We start from the raw sequence: 19,178 nt of genomic DNA on the forward strand, positions 1-19,178 counted from the left end.
TGTTGAATGCTGGCATAATGCGCCGACTTTCAACGAGGGACGTTTCCCTCCGTGGAACCCAGTTTTCGAGTATAGATATAATGAAAACCTTCACTGCGACACCGAGCGACATCGAGCGCAAATGGTTCGTGGTCGACGCTGAAGACGTCGTCCTTGGCCGCCTTGCTGCTGTTGTTGCCAACCGTCTTCGTGGTAAACACAAAGCAATGTTTACCCCGCACATGGATTGTGGCGATCACATCGTCATCGTCAATGCCGAAAAAGTCAAACTGACTGGCCGTAAACTTCAGAACAAGAAGTTCTACTGGCACACCGGTTACCCGGGCGGCATTAAAGAACGCACCATGGACAAGCTCCTGAACGGTGAGCATCCGGAACGTGTGATCATCAAAGCTGTTGAGCGTATGATGTCCCGTGGTCCGCTGCGCAGCCAGGTTCTTTCCAAACTGCACGTTTATGCTGGTACCGAGCATCCGCATGAAGCTCAGAAGCCGGAAGTCCTCGACGTTGCGGCTATGAACGAAAAGAACAAGCGGAGTGCTAAATAATGGCCGACACCAAAACTCTTGAAGATCTCAAGGATCTGGCACAGGGCGGTGAAACCGCAGCTGCCGAAGGCACCCTGCCGGAGCCGAAGATCGACGCACAGGGCCGTTCCTATGCAACTGGCCGTCGTAAAAACGCAATTGCACGTGTCTGGATCAAGCCGGGCTCGGGTAAAGTCACCGTCAATGGCCGTGAATTCGAAGACTACTTCGCACGTCCGGTTCTGCGCATGGTGATCAACCAGCCGTTCGGCGTTACCGATCGTAAAGATCAGTTCGACGTCGTTTGCACCGTTTCCGGTGGTGGTCTTTCGGGCCAGGCTGGCGCAGTTCGTCACGGTATCTCCCGTGCGCTGACCCTGTTCGAACCGGCACTGCGTGGTTCGCTCAAGGCTGGCGGGTTCCTTACCCGTGACTCGCGTGCAGTTGAACGTAAAAAATACGGTCGCGCCAAAGCCCGTCGTAGCTTCCAGTTCTCGAAGCGCTAAACCGGCACGCTTACGCGATACGCGATTTCAAGAAGGCCCGCTGGTTCAGCGGGCCTTCTTTTTTTGTGCTTTTTTCACGGCAATTGTGGAAAAGCAGCCTTTAAACCCCTGATTTGAAAGGGACCACCATTATGCAGTACAGAAAGCTGCACGACGCCGACCTCGATGCCGCAAACGCATTCCTTGCCAATCATGCAGCGACCAGCATGGTTCTGCGCGGGAACCTGCGAACTGCCGGTATCGAGCGACGCCGTCATCCGCTTTCTGGAACGTATTTTGGTGCGGTGGATGCAAGCGGTGCGATCAGTGCTGTCATTGCGCAGTTTGGCAATGGCAATGTTTTTGTCCAGTCGGGCAATGAAGCAGGCGCGCCGTCGGGGTTGGTTGATGTGTTTCGCACCGAAATGACGGGTCCGGTTGCAGGTGTGTTCGGAGATGCGGATCAGGCGGCTGATCTTCTCGATCAGCTTGGGCTTTCGGATGCGGATTTTGCGATCAATGCGTCAGATTTTCTTTATGACCTCGATCTTGCCAAGCTGATTGTGCCGGTCAATGCGCGGGCCGATGATTTTCAGATGGTCGATGCGGAAAAGGTGGAACGCAGCACGCTTCTGAGCTGGTTGCGCGCTTATGAGATCGAGGCACTGGGGGCCGAAGATACCCCGGTTCTGGATAGCAAGATCGCATCACGTCTTGTTCATGCCCTTGATGCACGCAACATGTGGGCGCTGATTGTTGATGGCAAGGCGGTCAGTCTTTCCGGATTCAATGCCCAGATGCCCGATATGGTACAGGTCGGGCCGGTCTGGACCCCGCCGGAATTCCGATCCAACGGTTATGCCCGCATTCTGGTTGCCAAGACACTACTGGCAGCGCGCGCGCGCGGGGTTACCCGAGCGATCCTGTCAACCGACAGCGAAGCTGCTGCCAGGGCCTATGAGGCGCTTGGTTTCCAGAAGATCGGGCGCTATCGCTTGGCGCTGCTTAAAAGCCCGGTTAAGCTCTCTGCAGCATTAGAAAGCCAACCTTAACCGGATTGAGGTCTGCTCTGAAACGCAGCCTGGTGTCATATCGAACAGCCAAATTGCTCCTGCCAGCAGTTTTAATCTTGCTGGCAGGTGTCTTCGTTTTGCTTTGGTCCGGCAGCAAGGTGCAGGCACAGGATCTTGTGCAGGTTCTGTATCGTTTTGAGAACCGGGCTTTGACGCTTGGACGCTACGGGGCGGTTGCGACATTCCAGCAGCGGCTTTTTGCGCAAGCCGCCAATTGTGCCGGCAAGCCTGCCAATAGCTATGGCAAGGCCGATGGCGTGGTGGGGGCCAATACCCGTCAGGCGATCATTGATCTTCAGCCATGTCTGAATTCGGCAGTACGTGCTGCGGTCGGTGCGGAAAGTTACGGGGCGATCACGACGGGTCTTTGGCGACTTTTGATGCCGCCGCAATTGCCGCCACCCGATGCAATCGAGCGGGCCAATCAACTGACCTTCGCACTTGAAGGAACAGATTACGACGTGATCCAGTTCAATTTCTGCCAGTCCGCCAATCCGCGCAGCGGCAAGCGGTATCTTGAAGGCGATCCATATTGCTTTACCAATGATCCGCGCGCCTATCTGACATGGGGGCCGCGCGGGGCAACCGCCGGGGCAGGAGCTGAAATCCAGCAAATCCTGTTTGCGGCCGAGCGCGCCAATCCCGGATTGCTGCGTGATGTATTTGGCCCCTTTACCGAAGATATGCACAGACTTGCCCTTGGTAATAATGATGCGGCCTTTGATTTGTTGTGTGCGATCTGGGTAAATGACCGCGAACGTGCTGATTTTACCCGGCGTTTTGCCGCCTATGGCGCGCGTGCCGAGGTGCAGGAATCCTATCGCCGGGTTTATGATGCGGCCAATGCCGATGGCGGCAAGATTGCGCGATTCTTCAAATTGTATTCGTCAATAAAACCACTTATCAGGCGTGATCCGACCGAGATTGATCTGGCATTTTTCATCGACCGCGCAACACATGGTTCGGTGCCGCCAAGCGACATCAGCCAGCTGGTCAGCCAGATGACCAAATTTGTCACCCGCACGCGCAATTTGCCAAGCCCGGGCAATCTGCGCAAACAGCTTGCCGCCTGGCTTCCGAGCCATCACAAATATAATGACCGGCTGGCGCGCGATGCTATCTTTCTGGTCGACGATCCCGACGTCGTGGTGTCGGACGCGCACCGTCGCATGTGGTTGCAGCGATCAGGTCTTAAAGCCAGTGATTTTGGCTTGTCGGATCGACAATATGTCGCAAGCTACCCGGTCGCGGCACCGACCGGATATGAGCAGATCGAGAAATTCTATACCGTACTACCACAGGACAAACGTGCCTGTCCGTCAACAGTACGCCGGGCACGCAAGAAATAACCGGCCTCATATACAAGCACCTCATCTACAAGCATTTGAGCATCATGCTTAATTTGCATGGGGATATTGCGGTTTATCAGGGATATTTGCGGCCTAATTGCTTGCATCTGGTGGGCTTGTTTGCCAACATCCGCACGTTATCAATACCCGTTCATCACGGGTGCCTAACTTGGAGCAAGATTTGAAATGAGTGACGTCAAGGTCAAAGTCGGAATTCTCGGTGCCAGTGGCTATACCGGGGCAGAGCTGGTTCGCATTCTTGCGCATCATGCTGCCGCGGAAATCACCCTGCTGACCGCCGACCGACGAGCCGGGCGTCCGTTCGGGGAAGTTTTCCCGCATCTTGCCCATATCAAATTGCCAACCATGATCTCGATTGCCGAGGCCGACTGGTCAACGGTTGACATGATTTTCTGCGCACTGCCCCATGGCACCACGCAGGAAGTCATTGCCGGTCTGCCCGCGCATGTAAAGGTCGTCGATTTATCGGCGGACTTCCGCCTGTTTGATCCGGCAACCTACAAGGAATGGTATGGCGCAGAACATGCCGCACAGGATTTGCAGAAAGAAGTCGTCTATGGCCTGACCGAACTGCACCGTGAAAAGATCAAGAATGCACGTGTTGTTGCCAATCCGGGTTGCTATCCGACCCCGGTACAGCTGGCACTGACCCCGCTTCTTGAAAGCAAACTGGTTCATGCTGATGACATCATCATTGATGCCAAATCCGGTGTGACCGGTGCGGGCCGTTCGCCGAAGGAAGGCACGCTTTATGCCGAGGTGACCGAGGGCATTCATGCCTATGGCACCGGTGGGCATCGTCATGCGCCTGAAATCGAGCAGGGCCTTGCATGGGCGTGCGGTCAGGATGTGGTTGTGAATTTTTCGCCGCATCTGATGCCGATGAGCCGAGGTATCCTTGAATCCATCTATGTCAAAATGACCGATGGCACCACGGCCGAAGACATTCAGGCAGCACTCGAAAAGCGTTTCGAGGGCGAGCCGTTCGTCCGTGTCCTGCCATTCGGTGTGACCCCGCAGACCCGCCATGTGCGTGGTTCGAACTACGTCCTGATGGGCGTGGTCAAGGATCGCGTACCGGGCCGTGTGATCATTGTTGCGGTTGAGGACAATCTGGTCAAAGGCGCATCGGGACAGGCGGTTCAGAACATGAATGTGATGCTGGGCCTACCGGAAACCATGGGGCTCGAGATTGAGCCGCTGTTCCCGTAAGCGATCCGAAGTCAGACAAAATGACAAAAGGCGCATCCAGTTGGTTGCGCCTTTTGCTTTTGGGGCCGGTCATGGGCGCATGGCGCGTTCAAGCACGTCGAATATTTTGGGGTTCTGACATTGCGCCACGTTAAAGCGCATCAGATTGCCTGCTGATTGCGAGAAGCTAAAGACATTGCCCGGTGCAAGGACCACACCATCGCCAAGGGCATTGCGGGCTACTTGCGCGGCATCGATCCCGTCGGGTAACGCACACCATAAAAACAGTCCGGCATTTGGCGTAACAACGGGATAGATACCAAGTGATGCAAGACGTTTTGCCGTCTGGGTCATGGTGTGCGAAAGCCGGTCTCGCAGCCCGTCCATATGTTTGCGATAGGTGCCATCCTTAAGCACGGCATGGACCAGTTCCGGGGCAAGATTGCTGCTTGAAAAGCCGGTGGCGACCTTAAGGTCAATCAGGCCGTCAACCCATTCAGGCCGGGTAGCGATATAGCCGCAACGTATTGAGGCGGAAAGCGTTTTGGAAAAGCTTCCGATGTGAATAACCCGTTCCATCCCGCCCATGGCAGCCAGACGCGGGGACGGCTGGTTTTCAAAATCGGCAAAGATGTCATCTTCGATGATGATCAGATCATGCTGATCCGCAATTTTCAGAACCTTGTGGGCGAGCTGTGGTGACAAAGACGCACCGGTCGGGTTGTGAAGGCCGGAATTGGTGATGTAAAGGCGGGGCTTGTGGGTGGCGAGGATGTCTGCAAAGGCATCAATATCCGGGCCGTTCGGGCCAAAGGGCACACTGACGATATTGGCGCGGTGCGCCCGCAAAAGCGCACAGAAATTGAAATAGCAGGGATCGTCAATCAGGACGGTGTCACCCGGTTCGATCAGAAACCGGCAGAGCATATCAATCGCCTGCGTACCCGATTCCGTCAAAAGGATCTGATCGGGACCGGCTTCGATCCCGAAAGTCGCCAGGCGTCGTGACAACAATTGTCGCAAGGGCGCAAGGCCAAGCGGCGTACCATATTCGGTCAGAACGGTGTCAGTTGCACGCGAAAGATTGCGCAAGGCGCGCCTGATCGATGTTTCGGGCATCCAGTCGGGTGGCAACCAGCCGCAACCGGGTTTGAGCATGTCGGGTCTGGCATCAAGCGACTGGCGCGACACCCAGAACGGATCAATCGCCCGGTCAAGTTTCGGGCCGATCTGGGCAATCGACAGCGGCGCAGTGTGACCCGATACATAAAAGCCCGATCCGCGCCGTGACTGTATGGTGCCGTCGGCAACCAGCCGGTCATAGGCCTCGACCACGGTAGAGTTCGACACAGCCATCTGACGTGCGCAGGCGCGGATTGACGGTAGTTTGTCACCCGATAGCAGGTTGCGCGTTGCGATCCGGTCACGGATGGTTGCCATGACTTGAGAAACAAGGGTGCCATCCTTGCCGGTGGTGCTGTTGTTCGCGGGCTGGTGAAAGGTCACTGTATTGCCCTTTGTCTCAGTACAGTTTGCTATATTTGTATTGTATTGTGTCTGGTGACGTGCACTTGGGCAAGTCAAAGATATCTCTGTCATTGTGATGGAGGTATTCATGGCACGGGTTACTTATCAAGCACGCGCAGGCTGGCTGAGCGGCATGATGGGAATTGTTATTTTCAGTGGTTCCTTGCCTGCGACCAGACTGGCGGTGATGGATTTCGATCCGGTATTCCTGACTGTGGCCCGTGCTGCGATTGCCGGGTGTCTGGCACTTGCGATCCTTCTGGTATCAAAGCCTGTACGACCGCAGAAATCGCAATGGACATCGCTTTTGGTGGTGGCGGGCGGCGTGGTTGTAGGCTTTCCGTTGCTGACCGCTCTTGCGCTTGAACATATCAGTTCAGCAAGATCGATTGTGTTTATCGGATTGTTGCCGCTTGCCACGGCGATTTTCGGGATGCTGCGTGGAGGCGAACGACCACGCCCGGTTTTCTGGCTGTTCTCGGTCTTGGGGAGTGTGCTGGTGGCCGGGTTTGCTGCGATTGGCAGTGAACCCGGTGCGCTTTCAGGTGACCTTTATATGCTGGGCGCTGTCATTGTCTGTGGTCTTGGCTATGCCGAAGGCGGGAAGCTTTCGCGGCATCTTGGCGGGTGGCAGGTGATCTGCTGGGCGCTGGTGATATCGCTTGTTCCGATGGTAATCCTGTGCGGGGCAACACTGCCGGACAGTACCGACGCGATTGGACTATCGGCATGGCTTGGGCTTGGTTACGTGTCACTGTTTAGCATGCTGATAGGGTTTTTCTTCTGGTATCGCGGACTGGCATTGGGCGGGATCGCCACGGTCGGTCAATTGCAGCTTTTACAACCCTTCATGGGATTGATGCTGGCTTCAATGATTTTGGCCGAGCCGGTCAGCTGGGCGATGATTGTCGTCACGCTTGCGGTTGTGTTGTGTGTTGCAGGGGCCAAAAAATTTGCCTGAATGGCGATATCGTCACTGGATCGGCTGCGTTGCGTCGGGATTGTCGTCCCGGGAATGCTGGCTCGGCCCCTTGTCGGGCCAATATTGCTCGTGAAGGCGGTCAATGAAGCCTTCATCAAGCAGGTCTTGCATGATCTGAGATATCTGTTCGGTGCGCGCCATCAGGGGGGATTTGCGCGAAACGGCCATATGGATGTCGTTGTGATGCCCTGACCGGAACGGGGCCTTGACGATTGTGTCTTCCAGATGATCGCGACGAATTTCGAAATCGGCGTTGGAATCCGATCCAACGATGGCATCAAGCCGTTTGGCATTAAGCATCCGAAGCAAAATGATCTCGCTGCCAGCTTCGAACTTATCAAGGGACGTGTCGCTATCAAACGGTTCAAAATACCGTGAATCGACCACAGCCCCAATGGTCAGATTGCGCAGATCGCCGTAATCGGTGATCGAAACCGGGTTTTCACGATTATAGTAAAAGACCGGTGTCACCTGGCTGTAGGGCGGGGTGACGTAATGGGCAAATTCCGCGCGTTCTTTGGTGAAGGCAAAGCTCGTAAGGACATCTATTTGTCCGTCTTCAAGTGTTTTCAGACAACGCCGCCAGGGGCAGGGGTGCAAATCAAGTTCCAGTCCGAGGCGACGGGCAATTTCGGTGAGTAGCGCAACATCAATCCCGTGCCGGGAGCCATCTTCATCCTCAATCACAAACGGTTCCCAGACGGAAAATGCTGCAATTAGCAATCCGTTGTCGGTCCGGTTAAAGGATGGTTCGTGCGCATCTGTCGGGCCTGCGAAAAACAAACCTGCAAAAATTCCGGCCACAGCTGCGCCGATAGCACGGGTCAAAAAACGCGTGGCAGTTGTAAGGACAAGGCTGGATGGCATGGATATGATCATGAGCAAGATTTGTTGCGACAGGGTTTCCATCTTTTCATGTTAGAATTTAAACTGCCAAATCAAGAGAGACCGCACCGCGAGATTTACGATTTCACAAGGTGGCGATGTCTGAACACAAGTTACGAAAGGTCATCTGACCATGCGTCTGTCCTATCGCGGGGTAATGCCCACCATTGATGAAACTGCGTTTATTGCCCCGAATGCGACAATTATCGGGGATGTTGAAATCGGGGCAGAGACCGGCATCTGGTTTGGCTGTGTTATTCGTGGTGACGTGCATGAAATCCGCATTGGATCACGTACCAATATTCAGGACCTGACGATGGTACATGTCGCGAAAGGCAAGTTCGGGACCTATATCGGTGATGATGTGACCATCGGCCATGCTGCGATTATTCATGCCTGCACACTTGAAGACCGAAGCTTTGTCGGGATGGGGGCCACTGTGATGGATGGTTGTGTGATCGAGCAGGGCGGCATGCTTGGTGCCAATGCACTACTTGCACCGGGCAAGCGTATTCCGGCCGGGGAATTGTGGGCAGGTGTTCCGGCGCGCAAGGTGCGCGATCTGACACAGGAAGAGATCGAGTTCTTCAAGGTATCTGCTGATCGCTATGCCGATTTGGCGCAGGAATATGTAAAATCCATTCCGGAAGATCTGAAATAAAGACTGCGGGACAAGGGGCGGTGCTAGGTATTTTCTTGCGCGGTTAAGTTGCAAAGTGGTTTGACGGCGCAAGGATTTTCTGCATCATTCAGCCCGGGTGCGAAAAGGGGATGCGTTCGCTCTCACATAATCAGGCATAACCGATCATAAAAACAAAACGGTATGCCAAGGCGTAAAGAAGGCGTGGGAAAATATGGCGGCTCGGCATTTTATGCCAGGCATCGCAATGCTGTTTGTCTTGTTGTTCGTGGGGATGCAAACAAGCTTTGCTGAACCGATCAGTGACTGTACGCGCCCGTTGGTGATCCGTGCATCCGAGACCTATAGCCCGTTTAGTATCAAAGATGCGAACGGCATGGCTGCGGGCATTGACAACCAGTTCATCGCACGGGTTATGCGCGCCACGGGGTGCGAATTCCGGTTTGTTTTCATGCCCTGGAAACGGGCCCTTTATGCGATCGAACATGGCGATATCGATATTCTGCCATCGGCATCCTTTACCGAGGAACGTGCCAGATATGGATTGTTTTCGGTTCCCTATCGCAATGACATCTTCGGGTTTGTGGTGCGCAAGGGGGACGCGCGACGCATCAAGATGAGCAGTCTTGAAGATGTGGTGCGCCAGCAACTTGTGATCGGATATGTGCGCGGCGCCTATCGCGGCGAGGCATTCAAGGCATTCAGCGAAAACCCGGAAAATGCCCCCTATATCGCAGACGTATCGATGGCACCCCATGGCACGCAGCTTTTGATGGCAAAGCGTATTGACCTCTTGTTGGGGCTTCCGGCGGCATATCTTGCGCAGGCCGAGGCGCTTGGTTTTAGTGGCGGGGTTGAAGAGCATCCGTTCATTCTGGCCAAAGCGCCAGTGCGGTTGATGTTCTCGTCCAAAACCATTTCGCCGCAGCTGGCCCGGAGATTATCAAACGCCATTACGCGTGAAACATTCACCGACAGCTATCACAGTCTTTTTGGAAATCAGAGTGTTAGCACCAATTAGCTGACACATAGATCTATGCTGTCTTGTGAAAGCAGATGGTCACCGGTTGATCCCGGTTGCGAAGTAAGCCGACTTGGTTTAGCAAGTTTCGATCTTCGACACTTAACGTGCCGTGCGCCACCACGCCCGGGCACAGGAAATGGACCGGGAATATGACGCGTTGGCAGGCAAATGCCGTTATCGTCTTTGTGGCCCTGATTTGGGGCACGACTTTTGTCGTTCAGCACACAAGTATGGAAAATATCGGCCCGCAATATTTTACGGGGGTGCGTTTTCTGCTTGGAACACTTGCAGTGTTGCCATTTGCACTTCGTGAGTTGCGCAAACTTGGTCGGGCCGGTCGTTCGCCTGATCGTGTAGATATCCTTGGCATGATCGCAACGGGTATTTCGATGTATCTTGCCAGTATTTTCCAGCAGATCGGCATCATGAGCACCACGGTGACCAATGCGGCGTTTCTGACCGCATTTTATGTGCCGACCGTGCCGGTTCTGGCCTATGTCGTGTTTCGCAGTCGTCCGCACTGGTCGGTCTGGCCGGGCGGGGCGATGTGCGTTTATGGTACCTATTTGCTGAGCGGCGGCGATCTAAGCGGACTTGGAAGCGGCGACTTGTGGGTCTTGGCCAGTGCCCTGTTCTGGGCAGTCCAGGTGGTTTTGATCGGGGTGATGGTCACGCGCACCAATGCGCCCGCGACTGTTGCTGCGACCCAGTTCTTTATTACCGGTCTCCTTGGTATGGCGATGGGGGCAATGACTGAAACATTCAGCATCGCCGACATTCAGAATGCCGGGTTTGAAATCCTGTATGCCGGGATCATGTCAGCCGCGGTGGCCTTTACCCTTCAGGCTGTTGCCCAGAATTATACCGAGGCATCCGATGCCGCCATTATCATGAGCGCCGAGGCGGTCTTTGCCGCGATTGCCGGGGCATGGTTCCTTGGCGAACGTCTGGCGCCAGAGGAATATGCAGGCTGCGGGGTGATCCTTGCTGCGATCATTGCTGTTCAATTGTTGCCATTGATGCGGCGTCGACCGTCGATTGCGATCTGATTGGGAATATCCGAACGATTGAATTGATACATGAAATGGCAGGTCACTTAATTGGCCTGCCATTGACTTTTATCAAAGCAGGGTTCAAGTCTGTGGGTGTAAATGCGTTGCGTTCGCGATTGAGCTTCCTGCCGCGCCTCCATCAAATCCTGTGATCAGATCGAAGTATCTTTTATGCGTCATCAGAACACCCACCCATTCCGTTTCGCACTGATCGCGTCGGCGATGACTGTCGGCTTTGTCGCGTCAGCACGGGCTGAAAGCCCGGAAACCTTCCTGCATCGTCTTGCCGGACAAGCGCCGGATATGGTGGAAGTGGCGAGTGCGGGGAACGCGTCCTTTGCCGATAAAGCAGCGCTGGGCGAGGCGCTTTATTTCGATACCAATCTGTCGGCCAACCGTACACAGGCCTGTGCGACCTGTCATGAACCTTCGATGGCGTTCAAGGATCCACGCATGAATGTGGCCAATGGTGCCTTTTCTCTGGGGGACGATGGAAAAAGCCTTGGTGATCGAAATGCGCCGATGGCAGCCTATGCGAAATTTTCACCGAAATTCCACGTGGGTGACGACGGCATTGCCGTCGGTGGCCAGTTCTGGGACGGGCGTGCAAGTGATCTTGCCGAACAGGCGGGTGGCCCGCCGCTTAACCCCATCGAAATGGGCATGAGTGACAAGGCAGGCGTGGTGGCGCGCCTTTTGGAGAATGACGACTATGTCGCCGGTTTCAAGGCGCTGTTTGGCGATGATATCTGGTCAGATAGTGACAAGGCCTATGGTGCCATGACCCAGGCGATTGCGGCCTTTGAGCAAGGCGATGACTTTGCGCCGTTTGACAGCAAATATGACCGGTTCCTGCGCGGTGAATATAAAATGACTCCGGAGGAAGAACTGGGACGGGTTCTGTTCTTCTCGCAGCAGTTCACCAATTGCAATACCTGTCATATGCTCAAGACCAGCCCGACCGCCGAGGGGGAGACATTCACCAATTATCAGTTCCACAATATCGGCGTGCCGCGCAACATTGCCACGCGCAAGGCCCTTGGAAAGGATACCGCCTTTACCGATAACGGGCTTCTGGACAATCCGGCGATTGATGATCCGGCCTATCGCGGCAAATACAAAACCCCGTCACTGCGTAATGTCGCAATCACGGGGCCTTATATGCATAACGGTGTGTTTGCGGATCTGGAAACCGTGGTGCGGTTCTATAACAAATATAACAGCAAGGCCAAAGCCAACCAGACCAACCCGGAAACCGGCAAGCCGTGGGGCGAGCCCGAAGTTTCCGATACCATCTCGATTAAGGAGCTAGAGCAGGGTGATGCTCTTGATGACCAGCGCATCAAGGCTGTTGTTGCCTTCCTCAAGACCTTGACTGATGCACGATATGAACCGCTTTTGGTCGGACACGAAAAAGCAGCCGCCAATTAGGGCTTGAGCGTTTCGATCACCGCACTTTGCGCAAGGTCGCCAAAACCGGCCCGGCTGGCAGTTTCGAAGACATCGTATGCTGCCTGTCCGACCGGGACAGAAATGCCATATTCTTTGGTCATGGCAAGCGCATAGGATGCATCCTTTGCCCGAAGTGCCGTGGTGAAATGGATCCCCTCATGGTGGTTTCCGCTAATCATGCCCGGTACGGTTACAAGTCCCGACCCGCTGGCATTCGCGCCAATTGAAAATGTTTCGGCCACGGTTGCACCGTCCAATCCGGCCTTCTGGGCAACCGCCACCAATTCAGCCGCAGCGGCAATATGAACTGCGCCCAGCAAATTATGCATCAGTTTGTAAACCGTTCCTGACCCTACCGGGCCGAAATGCACGATCCGTTTGCCTGTGTCCTCAAGGATCGGCCGGATGCGGTCAAGATCGGCCGGTTCTGCGCCGATCAAAAATATTGTGTTGCCTGCTTCGATGTCGGCGGGAATACCCGTGACAGGTGCGTCGATATAGGTATGTCCGGCATTTGAAACCGTCCTGGCAAGATCAAGCACAAAGGCATGCGAAAGGGTGGAGCATTCAATGGCGATTGTCCCGGGGCTCATTGCCTCAAGCGCGCCGTCATCACCAAGCCACACGGCTTTTGCGGCTTTGTCGTCTGCCATGAATGAAATGATGGTGTCGACGCCGGTGGCGGCAAGCGCAGGGGTGGCGCATGCAACTGCACCCAGTGCGACCAGCGGTTCAAGCTTGTCCGGGCTGCGGTTCCAGACCTGTATCTGATATCCTTTGGAAATAAGGCGTTTGATCATGGCGGCGGCCATACGACCTGCGCCGAGAAAACCGATTTTCTGTGTCATGTGCGTTGCTTTTAACTGGTAAATGTTTTCCGATGGTTTCGCAAAGATCGTGCGCAGTCAATTGATTACCCGGCGGGAAGCTGAAGTGCAAAGAAACACCACCTGTTTAAATGTAATCGCCGTCCTAGGTACACTTCTGATGTGCGGATGTGGCTGGGGGGCAAACAGTTCTGATACTGCGTCTTATCGCATGATCCCGCTTGTGCCTGATCCGGACGGAGAAAAGCATTGTTCACAGGATCAAAAATGGTGCGTGCAGCTTGCCCAGGATGCCGACACGGGAGGCGTTATGGTTTCCGTCATACGGGATGGTAAACCGGGCCGCGAACGGACACTGGCTTATGATATCCTGACTGATGCCGATTCCTTCGGCGCGACAGATCGCGAAGTTTGGCCGTTTCTGATCACGGATTCCGACAGGTCAGCCGATGTTCTTGTCGGGGTGATCAGTACCGTCAATGTTGGCTATTCCGGTGGCGGGACCGAGGCGCATTTCCTTGACGTGATCAGGTTGGATGCAGGTGACGGTCCGTCGTTATCGACAAACCCGGTTGTCCTGTCGGTGCCAATTGGTGCGGTGAAAATGATCCGGGCCTGTTTTAGCGAAGCCGACATCCAGAAGCGCCGGGATGTCTGCCACGACGAATATCGGTTTGCGGCCGATATTCGTTTGAGCCACCACGGGGTGGTTGGTTTGCCAGAGATCGAATATGCAAGCAGGGCAACGGCATTTCCCGCGACCGCATCGCTTGATCAGGATTCAACGCAGTTGCCAAGCTTGCGAGATGAAGACCTTGTGGAAAGGGTCGATGAAAGATGCAGTTTTGACCGTATCTTTCGGTTTGATGTCGCAAACGGGCGTTATGAACCGGATGTGCGGTTGCCCGACTGCGACGACTATCTGATGCCTTAGGGGGTAAATAGCCGTCGCCGGGGCGTGTGCTGCTTTTGGATTATGACAGGGTGACTTTTACATATTCACCCGGTGCCGGGCCAAGCACCTTGAGCTTGCCGTCACCTTCCTTGCGCGCCGGGACCTTGCCGCCGGAGCGGCGGCTGATCCAGTTCTGCCAGTCCGTCCACCATGACCCTTCGTGCTGGGTGGCCTTGGCCATCCAGTCATCGGGGTTGGCGGGCGTACGGTTATAGGTCCAGTAGCAATATTTCTTGGCCGCAGGGGGATTGACCACGCCGGCAATATGGCCCGACGCGGACAGGACAAATTTCACCTGTCCGGACATCAATTGCGTTCCGGCATAGGTCGCCTGCCAGGGCGCGATATGGTCTTCGCGGGTCGACAGGAAGTAAACCGGGATCTTGATATCGCGCAGGTCAATCGGCTGACCGAGAATCGAGATGCCGCCCGGTTCGCGCAACAGGTTCTTGTTATACATGTTGCGCAGATAGAAGCTGTGCATGGCCTTGGGCATGCGGGTGGAATCGGAATTCCAGTACAGCAGGTCAAACGGGAAGGGATCCTTGCCCAGCATGTAATTTGATACGACAAAGGACCAGATCAGGTCATTGGCACGCAGCATATTAAACGACATCGACATATCCCGGCCATCGAGATAGCCCTCCTTGGACATGTTGCGTTCAAGGCTTTCGATCTGTTCGTCATCTACAAAGACCGAAAGTTCACCCGGCTTTTCAAAATCGGTGAGTGTTGTAAAGAACGTCGCCGATTTGATCCGCTCGTCACCGGTCTTGGCCATATAGGCAAGGGTGGAGCTAAGAAGTGTGCCGCCCAGACAATAGCCAATGGCGTTGATCTCAGTTTCACCGGTGGCCTGTTCGATCATGTCGAGCGCCGCAAGCACGCCTTCCTTGGCGTAATCTTCGAACGACTTTTCGGCAAGTTTGCTGTCAGGATTGACCCATGACAGGACAAATACGGTATGCCCCTGATCAACCGCCCATTTGATGAAGGAATTTTCCGGGCGCAGATCAAGGATGTAATATTTGTTGATCCATGGTGGAACGATCATCAGCGGGCGTTTGGCGACCTGATCGGTGCTGGGACTGTATTGCAGCAATTCCATCAAGGGCGTTCTGCCGATCACCGATCCCTTGCTGGTGGCAACATTTTCCCCGATCTTGAAGGCATCAAGATCCGTCATGCGGATTTGTAACTTGCCCTTGCCACGTTCAAGATCGCCCAAAAGATTCTGCAAACCCTTGAGCAGGTTTTCGCCACCGGTTTCGATGGTGGTGCGCAGAACTTCCGGATTGGTCATCAGGAAGTTGGTTGGCGAAATCGCATCGACAAACTGACGGGTATAGAATTCGACTTTCTGGGCGGTCTTGTCGTCCAGCCCGTCAACATCATGGACCAGATTCTGCATCCATTGCGACGAAAGCAAATAGGACTGCTTGATGTAATCAAACAGTTCGTTGTTTTCCCATGCCTCGTCCCGGAAGCGACGGTCACCCTTTTGGGGTGTGACGACCGGTTCGGATTCTTCGCCCAGCATGCGCAAGGTGGTGTTGTGCCACAGCGTATAATATTGCTGCCAAAGTTCCATCTGGGCTTCGACCAGCTTGGCCGGATTTTGCATGATATGGGTGGTCAGTTCGGCAAATGCCGACCCGATATTGAGCGGGTCCGGGTCCGAGATTTCCGGGTCTTCTGCCTGTTTTGCAAGAAATTCAGACACAAGTCGTTGACTTCTCTCGGCAATTTCTGCCATTGCTGCAGACAGTTTTTCGGGATCCGGGTGCGTGATTTCGGTTTCGATGGCCTGTTGATCGCTCATGGGGCATTCCCTTATGATACCGCCGCAGATACTCGGTGACTTCAAAACGTTTTGGGCTTCTTTGCAATATCGCAAGACTTTTAGCGTTTTATGTGTTCGGTATCTGAAAGGCGCTCCGGGTTGAAACTCTGCTTGATCCCAAGCTTATCATGGTCTTAGCCTAGCGCGTCGCCAAGGGGTAGTACAAGAATTATAAGGTGACGTTTCTGCGGATATTTTAACGCAAGGGTCATCCAACTGAATTTGGAGCAGCGAAAACAAATGGGCGTTCTGAAATCGACGACAGGGCAGTGGTCGTGGCAGGAAACTGCAAGGGGGAAGCTGCGGATGGTTCTGCAGACAGGCTCTGCGCTGGCGGTGGTGCTGACTTTGGGCGCCTGTTCCTCTGTTCCTGATGCCATCAATCCGGTCGAATGGGGGAAGTCGGTCGGGGACATGTTTGACGGCGATGACGAAACCGCCGGTGCCAAATCCGGGGAAGCGATTCCCGGTGAAGATGGCGAATATCCGAATCTTTCCGATACCCCGAACAAGCCGATTGTTACTGGTGATGCCGAACGCGATGCGCTGATCGCTGGTCTTGCTGCTGATCGCGCCAATGCACAATATTCCCAGTCTGGCCGCCGTCAAAGCAGCCCGCCGGTCAATGCTCTTGAAGCCGCCCCGCAAGTAACCGCTGCCCAGCCGGTTATTGCTCCGGCGCCGACCACCCCGGTTACGACCAGTGCTATGGCTTCGACAACGTCGGCTTCTGCTGCGACGACCGCTGCAACAACCAGTGCCGTTACTTCGGCACCGACCGGCTCGTCAATCGCCGATGAATGGAATGCCAAGTCGCCTGTGTCCGGTCCGGTTCCAACCCCGGAACCGGCACCTGAACGCCCGGCAGTGATTGCCGGTGCCGCCGCCGGTGGTGCCGCAGTTGCAGGGGCATCGGGCGGTTCTGCCGCTGATGCGCGCGCCCAGCAGCTTGCTGCCTATGAGGCTGCCCAGAAGTCGTCAGGTGATCCGGTGATGGATCAGTATCAGCGTCGCCTTGCCGAAGGTCAGGGCGTTTTTGCCGATGAACCCGGTGTTGCGGTCGATTCCGGTCAGGGATTTGACTATTCGCTTTATTCCGATAACGGGTCGGTCATTGTCGATGAAAGCCAGCTTGGCGGCAGTGCCCCGGTCTATGGCGAATCCGGCATGGTCGATATGACCGTGACCAATGATGCGCTTGCCGCGCGTCTTGGTGTCGGTTCCGTAGACCAGTTGCCGCCGGCCATTAACGGCATGCAGATCGCCCAGATCCAGTTCGCCCATGGTTCGACCAATCTTGGCGGAACCGACAATGCCGTCCTGCAACAGGTTGCAAGCACCTGGCAGCAGACGGGTGGAGTTCTGCGCATCATCGGTCACGCGTCGATGCGCACCGGCAATATGTCGCTTGAACAGCATCAGGCGGTGAACCGTCGTGTGTCCGAAGGTCGTGCATCCTCGGTCGTCTCACGCCTGTTGGCGATGGGTGTCAGCCCGAATGCCATTTTTGTCGGTGCCGACGGCTCAGCTGATCCGCGTTATTACGAAGGTGTTCCGGCAGGTGAAGCCGGGAACCGTCGTGTCGAAATCTATCTGGATTACTGATCGCCACTGGCAAGGTGATCGATTGAACATGGTGTCTGGCAGACTTGCCGGGTGACGCTTTTGGCAGCGCGAAGGGAGAAATCCTTTCGCGCTGTTGTCGTTTCAAGACGGTTTTGGCTATGACGCCTGCAAGGGCGCGATTAATCCTGAATTTCGGAAATATTGCCGAATTTGCGCCGTCGGTTTGCCGCAAACGCGAATTAACCATGGATCGGGCGCATTAATTCGTTGAGTATGATTTCCATAAAAGGTACATCCTTCGAATTGTACGCTGCTTCGGGCCTGTTTTGATGGCTCAAACGCAATTTTCGTGAATTCGAAGATGTGCTTTTCGCATAAAATTCGAAATTCGGCAATTTGATGAGGATGTAGGATAATGTCCCAAGACTTCCACCGCATAAAACGTCTCCCGCCCTATGTATTCGCAGAAGTAAATGCGATGAAGGCGGCGGCGCGGCGAGCGGGTGAGGACATTATCGATTTCGGCATGGGCAATCCGGATCCGGCCACGCCGCAACACATTGTCGACAAACTGGTCGAGACTGTTCAGAACCCGCGCACCCATGGTTATTCGATGTCGCGCGGGATCCCCGGCCTGCGCAAGGCGCTTGCGGCCTATTATGATCGCCGTTTTGGTGTTGATATCGATCCGGAAACCGAAACCGTTGTCACCATTGGTTCCAAGGAAGGTCTTGCGAACCTTGCTGCGGCGATCACCAGCCCGGGTGATATCTTTTTGGTGCCAAACCCGTCCTATCCGATCCATGCCTTCGGTTTTATCATTGCCGGTGCGGCTTTGCGCCATATTCCGATCGGGCATGATGATCAGGGAACGTTTAACACCGAAAGCTTTATGGAGCAGCTCCATCGCGCGGTGAAACATTCGGTCCCGAAACCAAGCGCGGTCGTTCTGAACTTCCCGGCAAACCCGACTGCACTGGTGGTTGATCTGGCCTTCTATCAGGAGGTGGTTGATTTCTGCCGCAAGCATGAAATCTATGTCCTGTCTGATATCGCCTATGCCGAGATTTATTTTGATGGGAACCCGCCGCCCTCGATCCTGCAATGCAAGGGGGCAAAGGATATTGCTGTTGAATTCTATTCGCTGTCGAAAACCTATTCGATGGCAGGCTGGCGTATCGGTTTTGCCACCGGCAACAAGAAGCTGATCAATGCGCTGACCCGTATCAAATCCTATCTCGATTACGGTGCCTTTACCCCGGTTCAGGTCGCGGCAACGGCGGCACTTAATGGCCCGCAGGATTGCGTCGAAGGGTTCCGTAATCTGTATCGTGAACGTCGTGATATCTTTATCGAAGGTGCGCAAAGTGCGGGTTGGAACATTCCGAGTCCGGCAGCAACCATGTTTGCATGGGCACCGATCCCCGAACCGTTCGTAGAACTGGGATCGCTTGATTTCTCAAAGCTTCTTTTGCAGGAAGCCGGGGTGGCTGTGGCACCGGGTCTTGGCTTTGGTGAATATGGTGATCGTCATGTGCGCATTGCACTGGTCGAGAACAAACACCGCATCCGTCAGGCCAACCGCAACATCAAACAGTTCTTTGCCAAATGTCCTGATGCAGAATCTGCACGTGAACTGTTGAAGAAATCTTTCTGATATCCGATAAAGCATTCTGTGTTTCGCCCGGGACATGTCCCGGGCGTTATTTTATCAGGACGCGATAACCGGTTTCGGTTATCTGCGCGCTTGCGAAACGAACCACGTGCTTAAGGAGTTAT

At 54.6% G+C, this 19,178-nt stretch carries 17 protein-coding genes; 13 read left to right on the forward strand and 4 right to left on the reverse strand.

Translation table 11 applies throughout. The features are described 5' to 3' along the window. The first annotated feature begins 80 nt into the window (after window positions 1-80). The 5 genes from rplM (at window position 81) to argC (ending at window position 4,667) form a co-directional block, all read left to right on the forward strand. Complete coding sequence (gene rplM, locus WA318_RS09015; protein ID WP_114097559.1) at window positions 81-548, forward strand: 50S ribosomal protein L13; 468 nt, start codon at window positions 81-83, stop codon at window positions 546-548. Beyond that, a complete protein-coding gene (gene rpsI, locus WA318_RS09020; RefSeq protein ID WP_114097560.1) occupies window positions 548-1,033 on the forward strand; it encodes a 30S ribosomal protein S9 in 486 nt (161 codons plus the stop codon). The genes rplM and rpsI overlap by 1 nt, the downstream gene beginning before the upstream one ends. A 131-nt stretch (window positions 1,034-1,164) precedes the next feature. Beyond that, window positions 1,165-2,064, forward strand: coding sequence for a GNAT family N-acetyltransferase (locus tag WA318_RS09025; RefSeq protein WP_336080651.1), 900 nt, complete (start codon window positions 1,165-1,167; stop codon window positions 2,062-2,064). Between the two features lie 77 nt (window positions 2,065-2,141). Then, window positions 2,142-3,434 carry a hypothetical protein gene (locus WA318_RS09030; protein ID WP_336080652.1) on the forward strand — a complete coding sequence of 431 codons (1,293 nt, stop codon included), beginning with the start codon at window positions 2,142-2,144 and terminating at the stop codon, window positions 3,432-3,434. 186 nt (window positions 3,435-3,620) lie between these two features. Beyond that, window positions 3,621-4,667 carry an N-acetyl-gamma-glutamyl-phosphate reductase gene (gene argC, locus WA318_RS09035; RefSeq protein ID WP_336080653.1) on the forward strand — a complete coding sequence of 349 codons (1,047 nt, stop codon included), beginning with the start codon at window positions 3,621-3,623 and terminating at the stop codon, window positions 4,665-4,667. A gap of 69 nt (window positions 4,668-4,736) precedes the next feature. On the opposite strand, the gene WA318_RS09040 is transcribed toward argC, so the two are convergent. Further along, window positions 4,737-6,152, reverse strand: coding sequence for an aminotransferase-like domain-containing protein (locus WA318_RS09040; protein WP_443082637.1), 1,416 nt, complete (start codon window positions 6,150-6,152; stop codon window positions 4,737-4,739). Window positions 6,153-6,261: 109 nt separating this feature from the next. On the opposite strand from WA318_RS09040, the gene WA318_RS09045 reads away from it, so the two are divergent. Next, a complete protein-coding gene (locus WA318_RS09045) occupies window positions 6,262-7,134 on the forward strand; it encodes a DMT family transporter (RefSeq protein WP_336080654.1) in 873 nt (290 codons plus the stop codon). Between the two features lie 12 nt (window positions 7,135-7,146). On the opposite strand, the gene WA318_RS09050 is transcribed toward WA318_RS09045, so the two are convergent. Next, a complete protein-coding gene (locus WA318_RS09050; RefSeq protein WP_181850182.1) occupies window positions 7,147-8,022 on the reverse strand; it encodes a substrate-binding periplasmic protein in 876 nt (291 codons plus the stop codon). A gap of 151 nt (window positions 8,023-8,173) precedes the next feature. On the opposite strand from WA318_RS09050, the gene WA318_RS09055 reads away from it, so the two are divergent. The 4 genes from WA318_RS09055 to WA318_RS09070 all read left to right on the forward strand — a co-directional run bounded on the left by WA318_RS09055 (window position 8,174) and on the right by WA318_RS09070 (window position 12,187). Beyond that, window positions 8,174-8,701: a gamma carbonic anhydrase family protein gene (locus tag WA318_RS09055; protein ID WP_114097567.1), complete on the forward strand. Its 528-nt coding sequence runs from the start codon at window positions 8,174-8,176 to the stop codon at window positions 8,699-8,701. A gap of 211 nt (window positions 8,702-8,912) precedes the next feature. Further along, window positions 8,913-9,701 carry a substrate-binding periplasmic protein gene (locus WA318_RS09060; RefSeq protein ID WP_336080655.1) on the forward strand — a complete coding sequence of 263 codons (789 nt, stop codon included), beginning with the start codon at window positions 8,913-8,915 and terminating at the stop codon, window positions 9,699-9,701. A 152-nt stretch (window positions 9,702-9,853) separates the two neighbouring features. Further along, window positions 9,854-10,753, forward strand: a complete 900-nt coding sequence (locus tag WA318_RS09065) for a DMT family transporter (protein ID WP_336080656.1) — start codon at window positions 9,854-9,856, stop codon at window positions 10,751-10,753. Window positions 10,754-10,927: 174 nt separating this feature from the next. Beyond that, window positions 10,928-12,187 (forward strand): cytochrome-c peroxidase, encoded by a 1,260-nt coding sequence (locus WA318_RS09070; RefSeq protein WP_336080657.1) that lies wholly within the window; start codon window positions 10,928-10,930, stop codon window positions 12,185-12,187. Here the strand turns inward: WA318_RS09070 and WA318_RS09075 are convergent. Further along, a complete protein-coding gene (locus WA318_RS09075) occupies window positions 12,184-13,056 on the reverse strand; it encodes an NAD(P)-dependent oxidoreductase (protein WP_336080658.1) in 873 nt (290 codons plus the stop codon). The two genes, WA318_RS09070 and WA318_RS09075, sit on opposite strands and share 4 nt — an antisense overlap. A 289-nt stretch (window positions 13,057-13,345) precedes the next feature. Here WA318_RS09075 and WA318_RS09080 point away from each other — a divergent pair, with 289 nt between their 5' ends. Beyond that, window positions 13,346-13,969, forward strand: coding sequence for a hypothetical protein (locus WA318_RS09080; protein WP_336080659.1), 624 nt, complete (start codon window positions 13,346-13,348; stop codon window positions 13,967-13,969). A gap of 40 nt (window positions 13,970-14,009) precedes the next feature. Here WA318_RS09080 and WA318_RS09085 read toward each other — a convergent pair whose 3' ends face one another. Further along, on the reverse strand, window positions 14,010-15,812 hold the full coding sequence (locus tag WA318_RS09085; protein WP_114097572.1) for a PHA/PHB synthase family protein: 1,803 nt from the start codon (window positions 15,810-15,812) through the stop codon (window positions 14,010-14,012). 327 nt (window positions 15,813-16,139) lie between these two features. On the opposite strand from WA318_RS09085, the gene WA318_RS09090 reads away from it, so the two are divergent. Together WA318_RS09090 and WA318_RS09095 are read left to right on the forward strand one after the other, a co-directional pair. Continuing rightward, window positions 16,140-17,438: an OmpA family protein gene (locus WA318_RS09090; protein WP_258548651.1), complete on the forward strand. Its 1,299-nt coding sequence runs from the start codon at window positions 16,140-16,142 to the stop codon at window positions 17,436-17,438. 376 nt (window positions 17,439-17,814) lie between these two features. Next, window positions 17,815-19,056, forward strand: a complete 1,242-nt coding sequence (locus tag WA318_RS09095) for an LL-diaminopimelate aminotransferase (protein WP_114097574.1) — start codon at window positions 17,815-17,817, stop codon at window positions 19,054-19,056. Window positions 19,057-19,178: the final 122 nt, after the last annotated feature.

Source organism: Thalassospira sp. CH_XMU1448-2 (assembly GCF_037027285.1).
In the GTDB taxonomy this organism is placed as follows: Bacteria; Pseudomonadota; Alphaproteobacteria; order Rhodospirillales; family Thalassospiraceae; genus Thalassospira; species Thalassospira profundimaris_C.

Excerpts from the sequence above, each read along its gene's own strand:
- rplM (WP_114097559.1), top strand. The coding sequence starts at position 81 with ATGAAAACCTTCACTGCGACACCGAGCGACATCGAGCGCAAATGGTTC.
- rpsI (WP_114097560.1), top strand. The coding sequence starts at position 548 with ATGGCCGACACCAAAACTCTTGAAGATCTCAAGGATCTGGCACAGGGC.
- WA318_RS09025 (WP_336080651.1), top strand. The coding sequence starts at position 1,165 with ATGCAGTACAGAAAGCTGCACGACGCCGACCTCGATGCCGCAAACGCA.
- argC (WP_336080653.1), top strand. The coding sequence starts at position 3,621 with ATGAGTGACGTCAAGGTCAAAGTCGGAATTCTCGGTGCCAGTGGCTAT.
- WA318_RS09045 (WP_336080654.1), top strand. The coding sequence starts at position 6,262 with ATGGCACGGGTTACTTATCAAGCACGCGCAGGCTGGCTGAGCGGCATG.
- WA318_RS09050 (WP_181850182.1), bottom strand. The coding sequence starts at position 8,022 with ATGCCATCCAGCCTTGTCCTTACAACTGCCACGCGTTTTTTGACCCGT.
- WA318_RS09055 (WP_114097567.1), top strand. The coding sequence starts at position 8,174 with ATGCGTCTGTCCTATCGCGGGGTAATGCCCACCATTGATGAAACTGCG.
- WA318_RS09060 (WP_336080655.1), top strand. The coding sequence starts at position 8,913 with ATGCCAGGCATCGCAATGCTGTTTGTCTTGTTGTTCGTGGGGATGCAA.
- WA318_RS09065 (WP_336080656.1), top strand. The coding sequence starts at position 9,854 with ATGACGCGTTGGCAGGCAAATGCCGTTATCGTCTTTGTGGCCCTGATT.
- WA318_RS09070 (WP_336080657.1), top strand. The coding sequence starts at position 10,928 with ATGCGTCATCAGAACACCCACCCATTCCGTTTCGCACTGATCGCGTCG.
- WA318_RS09075 (WP_336080658.1), bottom strand. The coding sequence starts at position 13,056 with ATGACACAGAAAATCGGTTTTCTCGGCGCAGGTCGTATGGCCGCCGCC.
- WA318_RS09080 (WP_336080659.1), top strand. The coding sequence starts at position 13,346 with ATGGTTTCCGTCATACGGGATGGTAAACCGGGCCGCGAACGGACACTG.
- WA318_RS09085 (WP_114097572.1), bottom strand. The coding sequence starts at position 15,812 with ATGAGCGATCAACAGGCCATCGAAACCGAAATCACGCACCCGGATCCC.
- WA318_RS09090 (WP_258548651.1), top strand. The coding sequence starts at position 16,140 with ATGGTTCTGCAGACAGGCTCTGCGCTGGCGGTGGTGCTGACTTTGGGC.
- WA318_RS09095 (WP_114097574.1), top strand. The coding sequence starts at position 17,815 with ATGTCCCAAGACTTCCACCGCATAAAACGTCTCCCGCCCTATGTATTC.